Genomic DNA, 18,827 nt, shown 5'->3' with positions numbered 1-18,827 from the left:
GATGTCCATCCAATGGTTCCCCGGTCACATGACCTCGGCCCGCAAGAAAGCGGGCGAGACGCTGGCCATGGCCGATGTCGTCGTCGAAGTGCTCGACGCCCGCCTGCCGCAGGCCTCCAGCAACCCGATGATCCACGAACTGCGCACCTTCCGGCAGCGTCCCTGCCTCAAGCTGCTGAACAAGGCCGACGTCGCCGATCCCGCCGCCACCAAGGCCTGGCTGGATCACTTCGCCAAACAGCCGGGCGTGATGGCCGTCGCCATCTCGTGCAAGAAGGCCGGCGACGTGGCGAAAATCCCCGCGCTGGCACAGAAACTCGCGCCGCACCGCTGCGACGCCGTCAAACCGCTGCGGCTGATGATCATGGGCATCCCCAACGTCGGCAAATCGACGCTGATGAACGCGCTGGTCAAGAAGAAGGTCGCCGCCGTCGGCGACCAGCCCGCGGTGACCAAAAGCCAGCAGCGCATCGACATCAGCTCGCGGCTGACCCTCTACGACACCCCCGGCATGCTGTGGCCGAAGATCGACCACCCGATCGACGGCCTGATGCTCGCCGCCAGCCACGCCGTCGGCGTCAACGCCTACATCGACGACGAAGTCGCCACCTGGCTCGCCGGCTACCTGCTCGAACACTACCCGGCGCTGCTCCAGGCCCGCTACGGCTTCGACCTGCAAGGCATGGACGCCGTCGCCGTGCTCGAAGCCATCGCCAAAAAGCGCGGCTGCCTGATCAAGGGCCGCGGCGGCGAGCTCGACCTCGAAAAGGCCGCCGGCATCCTGCTCAACGATTACCGCACCGGCACCCTCGGCCGCATCAGCCTGGAAACCCCGACCCTGCGCGCCACCCGCCAGGCCGAACTGGAAAAACCGCCCGCTGCCGCGGTCGACCGCGAGAATCCCGAAGAAACCGGCCCGACCGTCGAAGACCCCGGGCAATAGGGGGTTTCCTTTTCCGCAAAGCTGGTTATAATGCGCGCCTTCCCGCCGCCCGGCGGGATTGTTCCTCGATAGCTCAGTCGGTAGAGCGCCGGACTGTTAATCCGTAGGTCCCTGGTTCGAGCCCAGGTCGAGGAGCCAGAACAAAGCAAAACGGCCATCTCTCAGGAGATGGCCGTTTTGCTTTTTAGGAGCTGATATCGACCCTAAGCGGAAGTCTGGCGATTTGGGAAAGCGGACGTTAACGTTGAAAATCACCGGACAGAGGCAAGCGCAGCTTGCCGAAGGTCCGGTGGATTGTGATGTTAGGCATCATCTTCAAACTCGGTTTCAACTTGTTTTGGCAAGATGTAAACGTCTTTAAGCAGGTGTTCAATGATGTCCATTGCAAGAGCCAGTTGCTTGTCACTGTGCGGCTTTACTTCATGTACCGCTGCGTTTCCAAGAGAGCGAATTTTGTGAAGAATCGCAGCACCCGCCGGAGTTAGGATTCCTTTAGTAACCAAATCATCAATTTTTTTCAGCAAGTCCTTTCCCGCCGCATTTTTCTCTTTGCAGACGGTTTCAAGCAATGCACGAAGACCTATCGCGGCGAGGACTGGTGATTGGCTAGAGAGGGTGTGAAGCGTTTCATCATAAATACGCCTCACGTTTGATGGTAGGTAATGGGTTTCGTCCCCTAAGCCTTTGACCCCGTCAATGCGCGAGGGGTATAGATTTTCCGAGACGGCGTACTCATATTCGTCATGGCTAATTGGGTAGTAGTCTTCTGAATTCGAGCTAGCTTCCCTGAATGAAATTGTTTTGCAGCCTTGACATTGAACAATTTGGTAATCGGTAGACCAATCAAACGAATATTCGCGATCTCCTTCTGATCCACGAACATCCATCGATGCTAATACCTTATGTGCAGTTTTACCCGTGCATTTAACGCATGGAAGATCGTGTTCTTCGCCTTGGGTTTTGTTCACCAGATACTTTATTTCGCGCGGCATAGTTTCTCCAAGATGCCTAACGTCTAGCTTGAGGGGCCGCCGTAGGCCGAAGGCCGAAGGGAACCGGCAAGCGCAGCTTGCCGGCGGTCCCCTCGAAGCGCGGGTTAGGGCGCGGGTTGAGAAACCAATAGGAAGTGGGATTCACTTTCTCGAGGCGAATAGGGAACAACTTTGAATAGTGAATTGGGTTTGGCGATCCGAAGGGCACAGGTTGACTGGCAGAACTCTCCGTTGGCGCGAGAGTGAACCACCTGCGCCACAAACGAACCACGATTGGTGAAGACCACATGAAACTCAGACTCGGCGACCTGGCGCGGAGCGGCACTCTCGCAGTTAGCCCAAAGTGGGCCGACCGTTTGGCAAATGACCTTGCTTGTCGAGTAAGGGGAGAAGATGAATACAGTGTCCCATTCGAAGCTGGTGATTGCCGCAAGATCGACTGCGCTGTGTGTCCGAGCTTCTTCGCCGATACGCTCGGATAAAGGGGATGGCGAACACCCAGCGATGAGGGAGCTTAAGAGCAGAAGTGCAGCCGGTCTGAGCATTCGCGCCCTAACGTGAAGTAGACGGCGTTTTCGCCGTATAAGCTGGCTTGGTGCCGTATATTCTGGACGGGGCATCAATTTGGAAACAAAGCCAGCACAGGCATCCAGCAGATGTTTGAAAATATGAACGAGAGTAGACGGCAGTCATGCGCGGCACTATACCAAAGGCATTGGCAATTGTGCCGGCGCCAAGCGTCAGCAACATGGCAATTGAATTCAAATGTCGGCTTTTGTCTTGCCGTGGGGAATGGCTGCATTTGGCCGATTGCAGCCACCAAAGCTTTACCGCCTCACCCCAGCACCCGAAACAAAACCAAATCCATCGCCTTCTCCCGCACCGGCACAATCGCCCGGTATTCCGGGCTGTTGGCCCAGCGGTCGGCGTCTTCGGCACTGGGGAAGCTGAGTTCGACGTAGGCCTCGAACGGGGGGCAGGGCAATTCGTTCCAGTAGGGCTTGTCGACCGTGCCACGGGCGGCGATGTGGCCGCCGTAGCGTTCGACGGTGGCGCCGACCTGGCTGCGGTAGATGTCGAAAGCGGCCGGGTCTTTCAGGCGGATCAGGCCGATGATCTTGACGGGCATGTCTTGTCTCCTTGGGTTTTAGTCGATTGTAATGTCTTTGTGTTTTGCCCTTCATCCGCTGGCGAGCAAGGTGCCGGTGGCGGCAGTCAGCGCGACGACGAGTACCGGCGATACCCGTCCGGAGATCAGCAGCGCGAAGGCCGCGAGGGCCATTGCCAGGTCGGGCCAGCGGTGGATGGCGCTGGTCCAGACCGGGTTGTAGAGCGCGGCGGCCAGGATGCCGACGACGGCGGCGTTGATGCCGCTCATGGCGCGCTGGACGTTGCTGAGCTGGCGCAGGGCTTCCCAGTAAGGCAGGGCGCCGGCGAGCAACAGGAAGGACGGCAGGAAGATCGATGCCAGGGCCAGCATGCCACCGCTCCAGCCCCCCAGCGGTGCGGGCATGGCGGCGCCGAGGTAGGCGGCAAAGCTGAATAGCGGTCCGGGCACGGCCTGTGCCGCGGCGTAGCCGGCGAGAAAGAGGTCGTTGCCCAGCCATCCGGGCGGCACGATGTTTGTCTGCAGCAGCGGCAAGACGACGTGTCCGCCACCGAAGACCAGCGAACCGGCCTGGTAGAAAACGGCCAGGCGCGAGAGCATCGGCGAATCCGCGACGGTGGCGAGGATGGGGAGCGTGAGCAGCAGCAGGCCGAACAGTGCGAGCAGTGCGCTGCCGGTCTGGCGGCCGACCCCCGGTGCGTCGTGTTCGGTAGCCGGGCGATCCGGCGTCGGCAGCAGCCAGCGGCCGATGAGTCCGCCCAGCACGATGACCAGTATCTGGCTGGAGGCGGTTGGCAGGGCGAGGAGGATGGCTGCCGCGCCGATGGCGAGGCACTGCCGGTGGCGGTCGGGGCAGAGTGAGCGGCTCATACCCCAGACGGCCTGTGCAACGACGGCCACGGCCATCACTTTGAGGCCATGGACGATGCCGGATTGTGCCCAGCCCTGGCCGTTGACCGCACCCATCGCGAACAGCACCAGGGCGATGGCCGAGGGCAGCGTGAAACCCATCCAGGCGGCCAGCGCACCGAGCCAGCCGGCCCGCCACAGTCCGAGTGCCATGCCGACCTGGCTGCTGGCCGGGCCGGGCAGGAACTGGCACAGCGCGACCAGGTCGGAATAGCGGCGGTCGCTGAGCCATTGGCGGCGTTCGACGAATTCGGCGCGGAAATATCCCAGGTGGGCGATCGGGCCGCCGAACGAAGTCAGGCCGAGTTTCAGGAAAATCTTCAGGACTTCGCTCGCGGTGCCGGGGTACTGCGCTGACATGACTGCCCTCGTGATTTTCAATCGATTGTAATGTCGATGTCCGGCAGATGGTCGGCGACTTCGCGGTAATCGCCGGCGCTTTCCAGCACCTGCAGCACCGCCGCCAGCGGTTCGGCGTGGATGCCGGGCAAATTTGCCTCGCCGGGCCGGTTGACCGTAAAGGCCAGGCGTTCGAGCGGCGGCGTGAATTGCGCGTCGACGCCGGGTTTGTTGCCGCGCGCGTCGATCCGGTACCAGCCGTATTGCGCCAGATAGACCGCGTTGAGGCCGTGCAGGCAGTACGGCGGGCGCTCGTCGGCGATGGTCAGGCGCTGGTAGCAGAGGCCGGCCGGGATGCCGTTGGCGCGCAGCAGCGCGGCGAGCAAGTGGCTCTTGGCGTAGCAGTAGCCGGTGCGGTGTTCGAGCACGGCGGAGGCGGCGCAGGTGACCGGGTTCAGCCGGTAATCCCAGCTATGGCGGATTTCGTCGCGCACGAACTGGAAGCAGGCGGCGGCGATGGCGGCGTCGCCGTCGAGGCCGGCGGCAAGTTGATGCGCCCGGGCGAGGACGGCTGGGTGCCGCCAGTCGATGATGCGGCTGGCAGCCAGCCAGATCGGGCTTTCGGCCGGACTCATGCTTGTGCCTCTTGCGCGTCGGCAATGGCGCGGCGGAGCAGGGCGATGCCTTCGGTGATTTCTGCTTCCGTCGTGTTCAGCGCCGGCATCAGCCGCAGGCAGTGCGGGCGCGGCGCGTTGACCAGCAGGCCGAGTTCGCGGGCGCGGACGACGATGGCCGGGCCGAGGTCGGCGCCGAGTTCGAGGGCGAGCAGGAAGCCTTCGCCGCGCACTGCGCCGAGGCCGAGTTCGACGGACAGCGCGCGCAGCGCGGCGGCGAGTTCTGCACCGCGCTGCCGGCTGGTGGCGAGGAAGCCGTCGGCGAGCAGGGTGTCGAGCACGGCCAGCCCGGCGGCGCAGACCAGCGGGTTGCCGCAGTAGGTGCCGCCCTGGTCGCCGGGGGCGAAGCAGGAAGCGGCGCGGGTGGCGAGCAGGGCCGAGATCGGCAGGCCGCCGCCGAGGCCCTTGCCGAGCGTCATGAGGTCAGGCTGGATGCCGTGCGCGCTATGGGCGAAGAGCTGGCCGGTGCGGCCGACGCCGGTCTGCACTTCGTCGACGATGAGCAGCAGTTGGTGTTCGTCGCACAACTGCCGCAACTGGCGCAGGAAGTCGCCGCTGGCCGGGATGACGCCGGCTTCGCCCTGGATCGGTTCGAGCATGACGGCGACGGTTTTTGGTCCGATCAGCCGGTCGACCGTGGCAATGTCGTTCAGCCGCGCTTTCGGGAAACCCGCCACCTGCGGCGCGAAGAGCGTGTCCCAGCCGGGCTTGCCGCTGGCCGACATGGTCGCCAGCGTGCGCCCGTGGAAGCCGTCGACGAAGGTGACGATCTCGTGCGCGCCGCCCTTGTGCAACTGCCCCCATTTGCGCGCCAGCTTGATCGCGCCCTCGTTGGCCTCGGCGCCGGAGCTGGCGAAGAAGACGTGGTCGAAGCCGCTGTGCGCGGTCAGTTTCTCGGCCAGGCGCATCGCCGGCAGGTTGTGGAAGGCCGGGCCGGGGTTGAGCAGCGTCGCCGCCTGTTGCGCGACGGCATCGACGATGACCTGCGGCGAATGGCCCAGGCAATTGACCGCCCAGCCCTGCATCCAGTCGAGGTAGCGGCGGCCGTCGGCATCGAACAGCCAGGCGCCTTGGCCGCGGACGAAGAGAACGTCCGGGCGGGCGGCGATCGGCAGCAGGCTGGCGGAGGAAGGAAGGGCGGATGGATGGTTCACGGTCGACTCCTTGAAAAGGCAAAAAACCACAGGGGGAAAAACGCGGACGCAACAAAAAGGCCACGGGGTGAGCCGTGGCCTGGTGCGAAAAAGCGGGGGTGACGCTGGGGCTGCGTCGGCGCCGCTAGCGGCGCGCTGCCATCCGCCGTCGCTGCGCCTGCGCGCGGCCCGGCTCGCCCGATTGACGTCGGGCGTCGGCGGTACGTCGGCGGAGTGCGCTGGCGGTGAAGTTCATGGCCGCAGTGTCGGGGAAGCGCCGGCGGGCTGTCAAGCGAGGCGGTAGCCGGCGCCGGTTTTCTTGGCTTCGTACATGGCCTGGTCGGCAGCGCTCATCAGGCCGTCGAAGCTGCTGTTGCAGTCACCGATGGCGATGCCGACCGAAACGCCGAGCAGGCGCGTTTCGTTGCATACGATCATCGGCTGGCGGGCGGTATCGATCAGCTTGGTGGCGACGGCGAGCACGGCACCGGGCACGGCGTCGGGTTCCAGATCGGGAACCAGCAGCACGAATTCGTCGCCGCCGACGCGGGCCAGCGTGTCGGCGTCGCGAACCACCCCGGAGAAGCGGCGGGCGGTTTCGACAAGCGCCGAGTCGCCGGCTTCATGGCCGAGGTTGTCGTTGATCACCTTGAAGTTGTCGAGATCGAGGAAGAGCAGCGCCAGGCGGGTGTCGTTGCGTTGTGCTCGGGCCAGCGCCTGTTCGACCCGGTCGGTGAGCAGCAGGCGGTTGGGCAGGCCGGTCAGGATGTCGTGATGGGCGATCTGGGAGAGTTCGCGCTGGCTGTCCAGCAGCTTGCTGATGAGACGGTTGAGGGCGGTCGTCAGGTGGCCGACTTCGTCCTGCTTGACCACCGGCAGCGGGGCCAGCGGCAGTTCGCCGCGGGTCATCCGTTCGGCCTGGTCGGCAGCCAGGAACAGCGGGCGCAGGACGAAGAACAGCGTCAGGCCGGCCAGCAGGATCAGGACGATCCCGCCGGGAACGACGTTGCGGTAGAGAAAGGATTTGGCGCGGCTGACCATCGCGAAGGCCTCTTCGGTCGGCAGGCGGGCAACGAGGAACCAGCCGGTGCTGGGTACCGAGGCCACGGCGACGATTTCTTCGACCCCCTGGGCGTTGACCGTAATGCCGGTACCGCGCCAGCCTTTCATGGCCTGGTCGTGCAGCCGGTTGATGCCGGGCGCGGCGACCGGCTTGAAGATCAGTTCCTGTTTGCTGGCGGCCACGAAAATGCCGTCGGCCGGTGAAATCAGCAGGAAGCCGCCGCTGGCGCCGATCTTGCGGCTTTGCAGCAGGTCGAGGAAGTCCGCTTCGGCGAGCGCCGTGGCGCCGACGATGGCACCGATGATGCGGCCCCTGGCGTCGCGGATGGGCGCAGCCATCGGCAGCAGGGGTTTGCCGGTACTGCGCCCGATAACCGGTCTGCCGATGCTTTCGTTGCCGGCCAGCGCGGCCTTGATGAAATCGCGGTCGCGGTAGTTGTTGCCGCTTCGCCCGGGAATGGCCGGCGCGTCGGCGATGGCCATGCCGTCGGCGCGGAGGGCGACGATGCCGTAGGTGAATAGCGGTTGCAGTTCCTGCCGTTCGGCCAGCCATTGCTGGAGTTTTTGCGGATCGCCGAGCAGCGCCGGCGGCAGGCTGGCGGCCAGTTTTCGCAGGAAATGCTGACGTTCGCCGATTTTCTGTTCGATGTCGCTGGCGACGTAGCCGGCAAAAGCGTCGAGTTGGGCGGCGACGATGTTTTCCAGTTCGGCCCGCAGGAAAGTGCTGGTGATGTAGAAACGAAGCGCCAGCCCGGTGAGGATGATGGCGATGCCGATCACCATCAGCCGGGTGATGATGCTATGGCGGATTCTCTGCGTTAGTGCGCTGGGGCGGTTCATGTTATCTGTCGCAACATTATGGCGAGCAGGATAACCGAAGTCGGCAACAGTGGCGTGGGTGTCGGGGTTTTCCCGAGGTGTCGTCCCCTTTTTGTGCCCTGATTCCATCAGGGGCGGGCGCGAATTCGGGAGTGGTCGGAGCGGTGGGGTGAAAGTGTTTCCGACTAATCGTCCTGAGCAATCGGAAAGGCCAGGATGAATTCACTGCCGTTTTCGGTTTCTCCGAGGCGAATCGAGCCGCCGTGAAGCTGCGCGATTCGTTGGGCCATGTAGAGCCCGAGCCCCGCGCCGGGAATGTCCGAGCCGTGGCTGCCACGCACATAGCAGTCGAAGAGTTTGTCTTTCAGTTCGGCGGGAATGCCGGGACCGGAATCCCGGACCGAGACGCTGACCTGTTTTTCGTCGTGACGAATGTCGACCGTGACCGGCTCGATGAATGGCGAGTAGTTCAGGGCGTTGACGATCAGATTTTTCAGGGCCATCTGCATGAGCCCGCCATCGATCGATGCGATCAGGCTGTTGGGCGAATTGAGCCGGATGCGCTGGTTGCCCGGCAGTTCCGAGAGCAGTTCGTGAACCAGCCCGACCAGGTCGCTCGGGCTTCTGCGCAGTTGCAGTGCGGCGTTGTCGAGGCGGTCCTTGTGCAGGAAACGGTCACTCAGGTTCTCCAGTCGTCGGACACCCCGCCGGATGCGGTCCAGTCGTCGGCCGATTTCCGGTTGCTCGCGGCCAACCAGGTGGCCGAGCGACTGGACGGCACCGTCGATCATCGCCAGCGGAGTCTTGACTTCGTGCGAGAGCATGGCAACCAGACGTCCCTGTTCCTCGCGGGCTCGTTGTGCGTTGGCCGCTTTTTGTTCGATCAGGGCGATCCGCGCGGCATCGAGTTGCCGTTGCTTGCGATGGCGAGAGGCCAGCAATACGAGGATCAGCAGGGCAGCGGTCAGGACTTCCCAGAACAGCCGGTAATCGACCCGGGTTACCAGGCTGACGCCGGCATGGCGGTTCGAAATGGCATTGCGCTCATGCTGCGTGATCGTTGCAACGCCCTTGTCGAGGATGTCGCGCAGCATTGGTTCCTGGCGAATCACGCCGATTCTCAGGGCGTTGTCGTAGTCGGGAATGCGCCCGGCGATTTTGAGATTGAACAGTCCTTCCTGCTTGATGGTGAAGGCTGCAATATTCAGTGATCGGATGGTCAGGTCGGCCACGCCACTGGCGACCATGTTGATCGCTTCCCGTTCGCTGATGGTCGGAATGATCCGCAGGTTGGGATATTCGCTCTTCAGGCGTTCCTTGACCATGGTGCCATTCGGAAGGGCAACGGTAACCGGGCCCAATGCAGCCAGGTTGGTGATGTCCGGCTGGCTGGCACGGGTCAGAATGACGTTCGGGTCATGAAAGATCGGTCGAGTGAATATCAGCCATCGATCCCGTTCCTGGGATTGGTTGAGAAAGCTCAGCAACTCGCACTGTCCGCTGCGGGAGGCGGCCAGGCTTTCCTGCCAGCTTGCCGTCCGGTGCAAGCGGATGCCGATGCCGGTCCGCCGCGAGACCAGGGCCAGAAGATCTGCAGCAATCCCTTCATGCAGTCCGGATTCGCTGATGTGCTCGAATGGGTACCAGTCGGGGTCGATGCACATCCGGACCGGGCCCAGTTGTCTCACATAGGCTTGTTCCGCTTCGCTCAGTACGACGGCTGCCGGCGTGGCGGCGAGGGGCTGGCCAGCCAGCAGCAAAAAGGTCAGCAGCAGGATAAAGGGGGCTTTCACCGGAATATCTTGCCACAGGCCGTGGATTTGGGCTGCTTGCTAATCGGCGAGGGCATCAGGCACATTACAGCCCGCTTTCAAAATGTCATTGGAAAACCGAAGCATGATTCGTGTCGCCGTTGTCGAAGACAATCAGGATTTGCTGGACGATGTCTGTTTCAACCTGGAACGCAGTGGGTTCAAAGTACTGGCTTGCGAGAACGGCGAGTTGCTGGATGCCGCTTGGGATGTGTTTCTTCCGCAGGTCGTTGTGCTGGACGTCGGTCTGCCGGGTGAAGATGGTTTTTCCATCGCCAGCCGTTTGCGCAAGTTACATCCTGCCCTCGGCATCGTGATGCTCAGTGCCCGTACCGGGCTAGACGATCGTGTTAACGGGATGCAACTGGGCGCTGACAATTATTTGTGCAAACCAGTAGAAATGACAGAACTGGTGGCCGTGGTTCTGGCCAGGGCCAGAGCTGTGCAACTGGCGGGAAATGCTTCCGGTCAATGGCTGTTCAAACCACGGCAGTTGCTCTTGCTGTCTCCGCAAGGAACCCCTTTGGGACTGACCGCGACAGAGAATCTGCTGCTTTCCACCATCGTTTCCGAACCGGGGCAACAGGCTAGCCGTGAGTGCCTGATCAGGGCGTTGGGCGGCGATCCGGTTACCTTCGATATCCGCCGTCTGGAGGTTGCGATCAGCCGCTTGCGCCACAAGATCCGGGCAACGAATGCTGATGCCAATCCGCTTCGGGGTTTGCGGAACCAGGGTTACATCTTTCTTGAACCGGTGCTGCTCTCGTGAATCGTGTTTGATCTGATGTAAGGAAATGTAAGTTCTAAATTTCTGAAAATCTCTAACATCAAACTGCTTAATGCCATTTGCTGGTCATGGATCGATAAATGGCAACACTTTTGAACGCTGTTGGAGATTGGTCATGAAACGTGCCTCCCTCAATCACACCTATCGTCTGGTCTGGAACGATATTCTCAATGCTTTTGTCGCTGTCGCGGAATTTGCGCGCGCGAAAGGCAAGAGTGGAGGCAGGGCAGTTCGCCTGGTGGCTGCGGGCCTGGTGCTCGGTTCGCTTAATGCCGCTGGCTGGGCCAGCGGGACGCTGCCGACCGGCGGGACGGTCGTCGCCGGCAGTGGGACCATTGCGCAGTCCGGTAGTGCGATGACGATTACGCAAGCTTCCGGCAATATGGCAATCGATTGGCAGAGTTTCTCGATTGGTCAGGGAAATTCGGTCAATTTCGTTCAGCCGTCAGCCAGCGCGGTGGCGTTGAATCGCGTGCTCGGATCGGATGTTTCGGTGATCCAGGGGGCACTCACGGCCAACGGGCAGGTGTTCCTGATCAATCCCAACGGGGTTCTTTTTTCCCCTTCCGCACAGGTCAACGTCGGTAGTCTGGTGGCTTCGACATTGAACATGGCAACGGCCGATTTCATGAGCGGCAACTACCGTTTTGCGGGTAGCAGCGGTAACGCAATCATCAATCAGGGGAACATCTCGGCGGCTCCCGGCGGCACGATTGCGCTGATCGCTGCGAAGATCATCAACAATGGTTCCTTGACCGCCGATGGCGGTAATGTCCTGCTCGGTGCGGGTAGTCGCGTGACGCTGGATATGGGTGGGCCAGTCAAGCTGCAAATTGAAAACGACACCCTGGAAACGCTGATTGCCAACGGTGGGGCGATCAGGGCAAATGGCGGTACGGTCTTGCTAACTTCTCAGGCTGCGGACAATCTGGCCAGCAGCGTCATCAATAATACGGGGCTTGTCGAGGCGCAGGCGTTGGCGACTGGCGAGAAGGGCGAGATCATTCTGTTTGCCCATGGCGGTCACACTCACGTGGAGGGCACGCTCGATGCCACCGGCGGTTTCGTGGAAACCTCCGGGAAGACGCTGGATATCGATGTCGGCACTAAAATTCGTGCAGCCGAATGGTTGATTGATCCGGTAAACGTCACGATCGACAGTGGTAATGGTGCCATCGGGGGGGCGTCGGTCGGTGCTTCGGTAATTGCCGATGCCTTGTCGTCGGGGGGCGGGAATACGAATGTCACAATTGCGGCTGACAACAATATCGACGTCAATGAGTCGATTGCCTGGAATGCCAACAAACTGACGCTGTCGGCCGGTAACGATATCAACGTCAATGCGAGTTTGTTGGCCTCAGGAAGCGCCAGTCTGGCTTTTGAATATGGACAGGCAACGGCGAGCGGTGCCGGCAGCGCATATCGTGTTGCCGATGGTGTTGATGTGCTGATTCCGAATCCGGCGGCATTCACCTGGAAGAAGGGGAGTGGCGGCAGTGTCAAGAACCTGGTCTTCGATAATGGGTTCCTCCGATTTGGCAACGGTACCGAAGCTTCCCTGAATTCTCTTGGCATGTTGCTTCAGCCCTGGTATTTCGACAATGTCTCAAGTGGCCGTAACGACTGGTTTCCTTTGACCTACTCCGATTATGCATTGGATATGGCGGTCGGGGTCGGCGGAACGAATAACGGCGGCTGGAATACCTCTGGCGTGATCTCCTACACCAGCGGTGGTAGCAATAGCTCTTTCACGACCGCCGGTCAGAGCATCAACATTGCCAAATATCAGGAAGGGGTTGGCACGATCACGGCGACCAATACCTACACATTTGGCGCCGAGGGGCAGATCAAACTGACCAACGCTTACACGCTGGAACAGAACAGTAATTTCCTGAAGACGACAACGACGATCAATAACATTAGCGGTGCCGACAAGAGCAATGTCCGTATCTGGATCGGTACCTCGGATGACTGGATTGCGGTCAACGACAGCAATTACAAGACCAAGGGCAATATTGGCGCCAGTGGCTTCGAACGCATCCAGAATCAGAACGATCTCGGTAGCGCCATTCTGGTCTCCGAAGATGATCCGAATTCGACGACGGCCCAGGGGGCGGCGATTCTCTTCTATTCGACGACGCCGGGCACCAATACGCTGTTCAACAACTGGGGCGATTTCTCCGGTCGTATCGTTCAGAAGGACCCGGTCTCCTCGGCGATCTCCGCATATCATGATGGCTCTTACGCCATTTTCATGAATCTTGGGGATGTGGCGAATGCGCAAAGTAGCTCCTTGACCTGGTTTTACGCAGCGGCACCGGTTTCCCAGATCAATAACGTGATCAACAACGTCGGTCAGTCGGCCGGCGTAACTCCCAGCACACCGAGCGCGCCGGTTTCCAATATTCCGGAGCAGGCAGCGATATCGAATGTGCAGGGGACCATCGGACAGATGGTTGGCAATACCGCGAGTGGTGGTTCCACGGTTAGCGGCGTGGCCGTGCCGGAAAACGTGCAGAGTGGAACGGCTGCTGCAAGCAGTCTGGGAGGGGTACCTGGGGCCAGTTTCGGTAATAATCCTTTGGGGACGCCCAACCTTTCGGGAGGACTGGCTTTCCTGGATGTTCCCACGCAGCCCGCGGGCTCAGGCAATGCTGGTCCCGCTACCGGTGCTCAGGGAAGCGGGGTGTCGCCTGACGCTCCTGCTGAACAACTTCCGAATTTTGATGCAACTTCGGGGGGGAGCACACCGAATGGTTTCATGACTGTACTCCGGGTGGCTGGCGGTGTGAATTATGGCACCCAGGGCGACAATAATTCTGATAAAAACCAATAACGTATAGAAATCATGCAGAAAAACAAACCACTGATCCTGCATGTGATTGCTGCGGCGATCACGATGGCTTTTCCCATATCGGTCCTGGCGCAGCAGGCGCCCGATGCTGGTCGCAGCTTGCAAGAGTTGAACCAGCAGCCGAGCATCGCGCCAAAGCAGGGTGCGACGGTGGAAATTCAGCCGCCACAGCCTGCCTCCGTACAGCCCGGTGGCCAGCAAATTGTTCTCCAGTCGATAGGCTTTTCGGGAAACACGCTATTCAGTGAAGACGCATTGCGCGCGGTGCTGGGGGATGCTGTCGGCAAGTCCTACGATTTTGCAGGGCTACGTGGCCTGGCGAATGCGATTGGTGCTTACTACCATGCGCAGGGCTATCCTTTTGCCAGAGCTTTCCTGCCTCCTCAGGCGCTGAGTGAAGGCCGCCTGCGCATCGAGGTCGTCGAGGGGCGTTATGGCAAGGTGCAGGCTTTGGGCGATACGCGAGCCCAGCGTTTTCTTTCGCCGCTGGCCTCTGGTTCCGTGATCGAAAGCCAGCCACTTGAGCGAGCCACGCTGTTGCTCGACGATCTCCCTGGCGTCAGAACGACGCCGATCATTCGTCCTGGCGAGACGATCGGCACAGGGGATTTGGATGTTCAAGTCGAGCGTACTGCACCGATTACCGGTGATCTAGGCGTCGACAATCATGGCAACCGCTACACTGGCGAGCATCGTCTGCGGGCCAACCTGCAATGGAACAGCCCATTTTTACTGGGTGACCAGTTCAGCTTGCGCACGCTATACACCGAAGAGCGCATGTGGCTCGGTAGTTTGGGTTACAGCTTGCCAGTAGGTGTTTCCGGCCTGCGCCTGAATGCCGGTTACGCTCATACCTACTATCAGTTGGCCAAGGATTTCGAGAGCCTGGATGCCACCGGTACGGCAAAGGTCAGTAGCCTTGGGTTGAGCTATCCGCTTGTGCGCTCGCAACGCAGCAATCTGGCTGTCAGCCTGACGTATCAGCACAAGCGCTTGCGCGATGAGCAAGGAGCTACGGCTAGCGACGATCAGAAGTCGAGTAACGCGTTGCCGATTTCCCTGACTTTTGATCACCGCGACGGGGTGCTCGGTGGCGGAATCACCTACGGGGCTTTGGCTTACACGCGGGGCCGTCTGATCCTGGATGGCGGGTTGATGGCCAGCGATACGGCAAGCGGTCAGCATACGGCAGGCAATTTCAACAAGATCAATCTGGATGTCGCCCGTCTGCAGGCCTTGCCGGCTGGCTTTACGCTGTTTGGCCGTTTTTCGGGGCAGTGGGCGAACAAGAACCTGGATTCCTCCGAGAGTTTCAGCCTCGGTGGCGCTTATGGCGTGCGGGCCTATCCGAGTGGTGAAGGCAATGCCGACGAGGGGTGGTTGGCTCAGCTTGAATTGCGTTATGCCGTGGGGGCCTTCGTTCCCTATGTCTTTCACGATAGCGGAAAGTCGAGACTCAACGCGAATCCTGCCAGTCTGACGACGCCGGTATCCGATAACTATCGCTCCATCTCGGGTTCCGGTCTCGGTCTGCGTTACCAGCGAAACAACTGGAATATGGATGCAAACGTCGCTTGGCAAAACCATGGTGGCAGAGCGCAGTCCGATACCGCCGACCGAAATCCCCGTGTCTGGTTTACGGTGGGTTATCTTTTCAACTGATAGCGGTGCAGCAAAAAAAGGGCTTCTTCGGAAGCCCTTTTTTTTTCAGGGTCGAGACTTTTGCGGTCGACATCATTTTTCCTAAGATTTTCCCTTCTGCTGCCGTAAATACAGTCGACACAAGGATTTTACGAAGGAGCAGGATCATGTCCCGGTTCAGCGAATACGAGCTTCGTGCCATGGAGGCCAGTGCCACGGCCGCCGCGCATTATCTCGATGTCTGCGATTTCGGCGCCCACGGCGTCCGGCTCGATCCGGCGTATTACCGCGCTTGCGGCGATCTGCTGGTCAAGCTGTTCCTGTTGGTCGATGCCGGCGAATGTTTTTCCGATCTGCTCTCCGGCTCCCCGGCGGCGCGCGAGGTGGCGGAGGCGGTGAGCATCGGGCGGCGTATCGAAGTCAGTGTGAACGGGTATTATCCGGAGCTGTCCTTGTTGCTCAATCGCGTGACTGCCTAAGTAAATATCAAAAATATCAATTGTTGATTTTTTGTTATTTGTGGCTTAGGATGAAGTCATGTTTCACACTGTGACGGCCCTGGCATGAACAAACATCTGCGTTACCTGCCGATTTCCGACGTGGTCGAGGGCATGGTGCTGGGGGCGCCGCTGGCGCTGGCCGAACACGGCATCACCAATTTCACCTTGCCGGCCGGCCACGAACTGACCGAAACCTCGATCCGTCAGATTGCCATGCGTCACGGCGAGTTCCTCTGCATCGTCGAAGACGATCCGCGCAGCGACGAGGAGCGCGAAGCCGATCTGTTTCAGCATAAGGCACGACTGGACCGTATCTTTTCGCAAGCCAATCTGGAACATCCGGCGCTCGACGGGCTGTATCGGGCAGTGCTTGCCTACCGGAGTCTTTGATGCAACTGCAGCTGAGCGAACGCGAAATCATCGAGCGGGCCGGTTTGCTGCCCGCCTTTCCGTCGGTGGTCAACGAACTGCTGCAAACACTGGACGACGAGAACGCGACGATCGGTGCGCTGATCCAGCTGGTCGGACGCGATCCGGTGATTACCGCACGCGTGCTGTCGATCGCCAACGCGGCGGTGATGGGGTCGCGCATCCAGCGCGATCTACGCGACATGCAGGTCGCGGTTTCCCTGATCGGACTTGCCCGGGTTCGCGAGATCGTCCTCGGCGTCAGTCTGGCCGAGTTCTCGCACGAAAGCCGGATGAGCCATTATTTCTGGGAGCACAGCCTGGCGGTCGGGGTGGCGGCGCAGGAACTGGCGCGTATCGCTCACGTGTCGCCGGATTACGCGCTGGTCTGCGGCTTGCTGCACGACATCGGTCAGTTGTGGATGGCGCGTTTTCATCCGCTGGAGTTCCAGATGGTTCGCATGGTGATCAATGCCGGCGACGAAGGTTGCGATATCCAGGAAGCCGAGCGGGCCTATTTCGGCGTCGATCACTGCTTTATCGGCGGCGTGCTGGCGCGGGCCTGGAAGCTGCCGGAGGCGGTGGTGGCGGCCATCGAGCATCATCACGACGAGCATCCGCCGGGCGAGAAGCTGGTGGCGGTGACGCACGTGGCCGAGGCGCTGACCAACGCGCTCGATCTGACTCGTCAGGAGGAGGCCCGGGTGCGTTATCTGTCGCAGACGGCCTGCGCGCTGATCGGCGTCGACTGGACGCAGGATCTCAATTACCTGTTCGGCCGCATCGAGGCGCGTGCCCGCTACCTGGGCAAGACCTTCGCGCCGGCTTAGCCGTTCCCGCCGTCGGCTGGCAGCAAGTCCGGCCAGATCGTCCAGTGCCCACAGGCCGAGCGGGCGCGTCTTTCGCTGTTGTTCCACGGACCGCCCAGACACAGGCCGACGGCCGTTTCGGCCTCGACCAGCACGCTGCCCGGCTGCTCGGCGGCTTGCCGCTGTCCCGACCAGCGCTGGCAGGCAGCGCAGCGCCTGCGGTCGACGGCCATCGCCAGCATGTTTTCAGCGGGCCTGTGGCTGGCGCTTCATCGCCTCGCGTACCTGCGGGTCGTTCATCATTTCCTGCATGTTGAACTTGCCCATCCCCGGCATGATCACGTCGCCCGGTTTCTGGCCCTTCTTGCAGGGGCCGAGCCAGCGGGCTTCCTGAACCATCTTCATTTCCTTCATGCCGTTCTGCGGCGGGTCGAAGCGGGTGACCATGTCGTTGCGGTAGCTATTGTCGAAATCGCCGGTCATCACGGCGTCGGTGGTCATCGTCGTCCGGCCGTCCTTGCAGACGCTGTGCACGGTCACCTTGCCGGCGCCGGGTTTGACTTCCATGACCGGGCAGTTGCGTTTGCCGTCGCGTTCGGCGCGTTCCTTCAACACGTCGTCGCTGCTCCGGTCGACGCACATCTGGATCGGCCCCTGGCCCGGCATGCCGGCGGGCATCCCGGACATCCGGGTGTTGATCTCCCAAAGGCCGGATTTGCGCTGAGGGACATCGGCGGCCTGGGCGCCTGCGGTCAACAGGCCGGCGAGCAGAAAAACGGCGTGGCGGGAAGCGAAACGGGGCGCGGTCATGTCGGTTCTCCAGACGTTTTGATGTGCGATACATCGTAAACGGCTTTGCCGGCAGCGTCATGAAATTCATCGTGGGATAATCGCGCCTTTTGCACGGGGCCGCGAATGGCGCTCAAATCCACCATCTTCAAGGCCGAACTGCAGGTTGCCGACCTCGACCGCGGCCATTTTGCCGACTATGCGCTGACCATCGCCCGTCATCCCTCGGAAACCGACGATCGGATGATGGTCCGGGTGCTCGCCTTTGCGCTGCATGCCGGGCCCGATCTTTCCTTCGGCAAGGGGTTGTCGAGCGACGATGAGCCGGCTTTGGCCGAGGTCGATCCGGGCGGTGTTGTCAAGCTGTTGCTGGAAGTCGGTCAGCCGGACGAAAGTCGTATCCGCAAGGCCTGCAACCGCGCCGAGCGCGCCGTCGTGCTGGCTTACGGCGCGCGTGCGGTCGACGTCTGGTGGCAGCAGATTTCGCCGCAGTTGGCCCGGTTCGACAATCTGACCGTGTTGCGCCTCGATGCCGAAACGACGTCGGCGCTGGGCAAGCTCGCCGAGCGCGGCATGCGCTTGTCGTGCACGGTGCAGGAAGGGACGATCTGGCTGGCCAGCGGCGAGCGGTCGCTGCAGATCACACCTGAAACATTGTTGAGTGCGCAGTCCGCGTAGAATGCGGGCACCATTTTTCCAACCGTTTAGAGAGGGGTTGCAGCATGTCCGATCAGGGCGATAACGAAACACAAGGGGTGGTTTTCGGGGTTCTGGCTTTCGTCGTGGGCGGCGTCATCGCGCTGGTCATCGGGCTGGCGGTCTGGGCAAGCGGCGCGTCGTCGGCGCCGGCTGTGCCGGCCGCGGTCGTCGTCGAGGTCGAGGAGGTCGATATCGTGCCGGTCGGCGACGCGCTGGCCAAGGTCTATTTCACCGTCGGTTCGGCCGTGCTGGCCAGCGAGGATCGCGTGATCATCCTGCGTATCGTCGAAGCGCTGGCGGCTCGGGCCGGCGAGGGCGTCGTGCTGTTGTCCGGCTTCCACGATGCGTCGGGCGACGCGGCCGTAAACGCCGAACTGGCCCGGCAGCGGGCGCTGGCGGTGCGCGAAGCGCTGGTCGCCGGCGGCGTGCCGGTCGAGCGCATCAAGTTGCGCAAGCCGGAATCGACGCTGGGTACTGGTACGGCGGAAGAAGGGCGGCGCGTCGAAGTGCGCGTTCAGTAAGCGCTTTCGCGTCTTCCCCGAACGGCCCT

At 61.4% G+C, this 18,827-nt stretch carries 18 protein-coding genes and 1 tRNA gene; 10 read left to right on the top strand and 9 right to left on the bottom strand.

What is annotated here, in order from left to right:
- The first annotated feature begins 1 nt into the window (after nt 1).
- Both ylqF and L0962_RS06325 read left to right on the top strand, forming a co-directional pair.
- Complete coding sequence (gene ylqF, locus L0962_RS06330; RefSeq protein WP_234085510.1) at nt 2-943, top strand: ribosome biogenesis GTPase YlqF; 942 nt, start codon at nt 2-4, stop codon at nt 941-943.
- Nucleotides 944-1,005: 62 nt separating this feature from the next.
- Nucleotides 1,006-1,081 (top strand) — tRNA-Asn (locus tag L0962_RS06325).
- A 164-nt stretch (nt 1,082-1,245) separates the two neighbouring features.
- On the opposite strand, the gene L0962_RS06320 is transcribed toward L0962_RS06325, so the two are convergent.
- From L0962_RS06320 to L0962_RS06290, 7 genes are all read right to left on the bottom strand, one after another.
- Complete coding sequence (locus tag L0962_RS06320) at nt 1,246-1,935, bottom strand: DUF4145 domain-containing protein (RefSeq protein ID WP_234085509.1); 690 nt, start codon at nt 1,933-1,935, stop codon at nt 1,246-1,248.
- Nucleotides 1,936-2,770: 835 nt separating this feature from the next.
- The gene (locus L0962_RS06315; protein ID WP_234085508.1) at nt 2,771-3,064 is read right to left on the bottom strand and encodes a DUF1330 domain-containing protein; all 294 of its coding nucleotides are present in this window, start codon (nt 3,062-3,064) and stop codon (nt 2,771-2,773) included.
- Nucleotides 3,065-3,115: 51 nt separating this feature from the next.
- The gene (chrA, locus tag L0962_RS06310; protein ID WP_234085507.1) at nt 3,116-4,312 is read right to left on the bottom strand and encodes a chromate efflux transporter; all 1,197 of its coding nucleotides are present in this window, start codon (nt 4,310-4,312) and stop codon (nt 3,116-3,118) included.
- A gap of 17 nt (nt 4,313-4,329) precedes the next feature.
- Nucleotides 4,330-4,926, bottom strand: coding sequence for a transglutaminase family protein (locus L0962_RS06305; protein WP_234085506.1), 597 nt, complete (start codon nt 4,924-4,926; stop codon nt 4,330-4,332).
- Nucleotides 4,923-6,119: an acetylornithine transaminase gene (locus tag L0962_RS06300; RefSeq protein WP_234085505.1), complete on the bottom strand. Its 1,197-nt coding sequence runs from the start codon at nt 6,117-6,119 to the stop codon at nt 4,923-4,925. The genes L0962_RS06305 and L0962_RS06300 overlap by 4 nt, the downstream gene beginning before the upstream one ends.
- Before the next feature lie 267 nt (nt 6,120-6,386).
- Nucleotides 6,387-8,000, bottom strand: a complete 1,614-nt coding sequence (locus L0962_RS06295) for a GGDEF domain-containing protein (RefSeq protein WP_234085504.1) — start codon at nt 7,998-8,000, stop codon at nt 6,387-6,389.
- A 164-nt stretch (nt 8,001-8,164) separates the two neighbouring features.
- A complete protein-coding gene (locus L0962_RS06290; protein ID WP_234085503.1) occupies nt 8,165-9,772 on the bottom strand; it encodes a transporter substrate-binding domain-containing protein in 1,608 nt (535 codons plus the stop codon).
- Nucleotides 9,773-9,875: 103 nt separating this feature from the next.
- Between L0962_RS06290 and L0962_RS06285 the strand changes: the two genes are divergently transcribed.
- The 6 genes from L0962_RS06285 to L0962_RS06260 all read left to right on the top strand — a co-directional run bounded on the left by L0962_RS06285 (nt 9,876) and on the right by L0962_RS06260 (nt 16,810).
- Nucleotides 9,876-10,559 (top strand): response regulator transcription factor, encoded by a 684-nt coding sequence (locus L0962_RS06285; protein ID WP_234085502.1) that lies wholly within the window; start codon nt 9,876-9,878, stop codon nt 10,557-10,559.
- A gap of 133 nt (nt 10,560-10,692) precedes the next feature.
- On the top strand, nt 10,693-13,413 hold the full coding sequence (locus tag L0962_RS06280; RefSeq protein WP_234085501.1) for a filamentous hemagglutinin N-terminal domain-containing protein: 2,721 nt from the start codon (nt 10,693-10,695) through the stop codon (nt 13,411-13,413).
- A 12-nt stretch (nt 13,414-13,425) separates the two neighbouring features.
- Entirely contained in the window at nt 13,426-15,093 is a 1,668-nt protein-coding gene (locus L0962_RS06275; RefSeq protein WP_234085500.1) for a ShlB/FhaC/HecB family hemolysin secretion/activation protein, read from the top strand.
- A gap of 146 nt (nt 15,094-15,239) precedes the next feature.
- A complete protein-coding gene (locus L0962_RS06270) occupies nt 15,240-15,551 on the top strand; it encodes a hypothetical protein (RefSeq protein WP_234085499.1) in 312 nt (103 codons plus the stop codon).
- An 84-nt stretch (nt 15,552-15,635) separates the two neighbouring features.
- A complete protein-coding gene (locus L0962_RS06265; RefSeq protein WP_234085498.1) occupies nt 15,636-15,962 on the top strand; it encodes a hypothetical protein in 327 nt (108 codons plus the stop codon).
- A complete protein-coding gene (locus L0962_RS06260) occupies nt 15,962-16,810 on the top strand; it encodes an HDOD domain-containing protein (protein WP_234085497.1) in 849 nt (282 codons plus the stop codon). The genes L0962_RS06265 and L0962_RS06260 overlap by 1 nt, the downstream gene beginning before the upstream one ends.
- Here L0962_RS06260 and L0962_RS06255 read toward each other — a convergent pair.
- Both L0962_RS06255 and L0962_RS06250 read right to left on the bottom strand, forming a co-directional pair.
- On the bottom strand, nt 16,807-17,031 hold the full coding sequence (locus tag L0962_RS06255; RefSeq protein ID WP_234085492.1) for a hypothetical protein: 225 nt from the start codon (nt 17,029-17,031) through the stop codon (nt 16,807-16,809). The genes L0962_RS06260 and L0962_RS06255 overlap by 4 nt on opposite strands.
- Nucleotides 17,032-17,035: 4 nt before the next feature.
- Nucleotides 17,036-17,599: a DUF3617 family protein gene (locus L0962_RS06250; RefSeq protein ID WP_234085490.1), complete on the bottom strand. Its 564-nt coding sequence runs from the start codon at nt 17,597-17,599 to the stop codon at nt 17,036-17,038.
- A 105-nt stretch (nt 17,600-17,704) separates the two neighbouring features.
- On the opposite strand from L0962_RS06250, the gene L0962_RS06245 reads away from it, so the two are divergent.
- Together L0962_RS06245 and L0962_RS06240 are read left to right on the top strand one after the other, a co-directional pair.
- Nucleotides 17,705-18,256, top strand: coding sequence for a YaeQ family protein (locus tag L0962_RS06245; RefSeq protein ID WP_234085489.1), 552 nt, complete (start codon nt 17,705-17,707; stop codon nt 18,254-18,256).
- Nucleotides 18,257-18,300: 44 nt separating this feature from the next.
- A complete protein-coding gene (locus L0962_RS06240; protein ID WP_234085488.1) occupies nt 18,301-18,798 on the top strand; it encodes an OmpA family protein in 498 nt (165 codons plus the stop codon).
- The last annotated feature ends 29 nt before the right edge of the window (nt 18,799-18,827 follow it).

Source organism: Azonexus sp. R2A61 (genome assembly GCF_021401135.1).
GTDB lineage: Bacteria > Pseudomonadota > Gammaproteobacteria > Burkholderiales > Rhodocyclaceae > Azonexus.
This window is presented reverse-complemented; position numbering and strand designations above follow the sequence as displayed.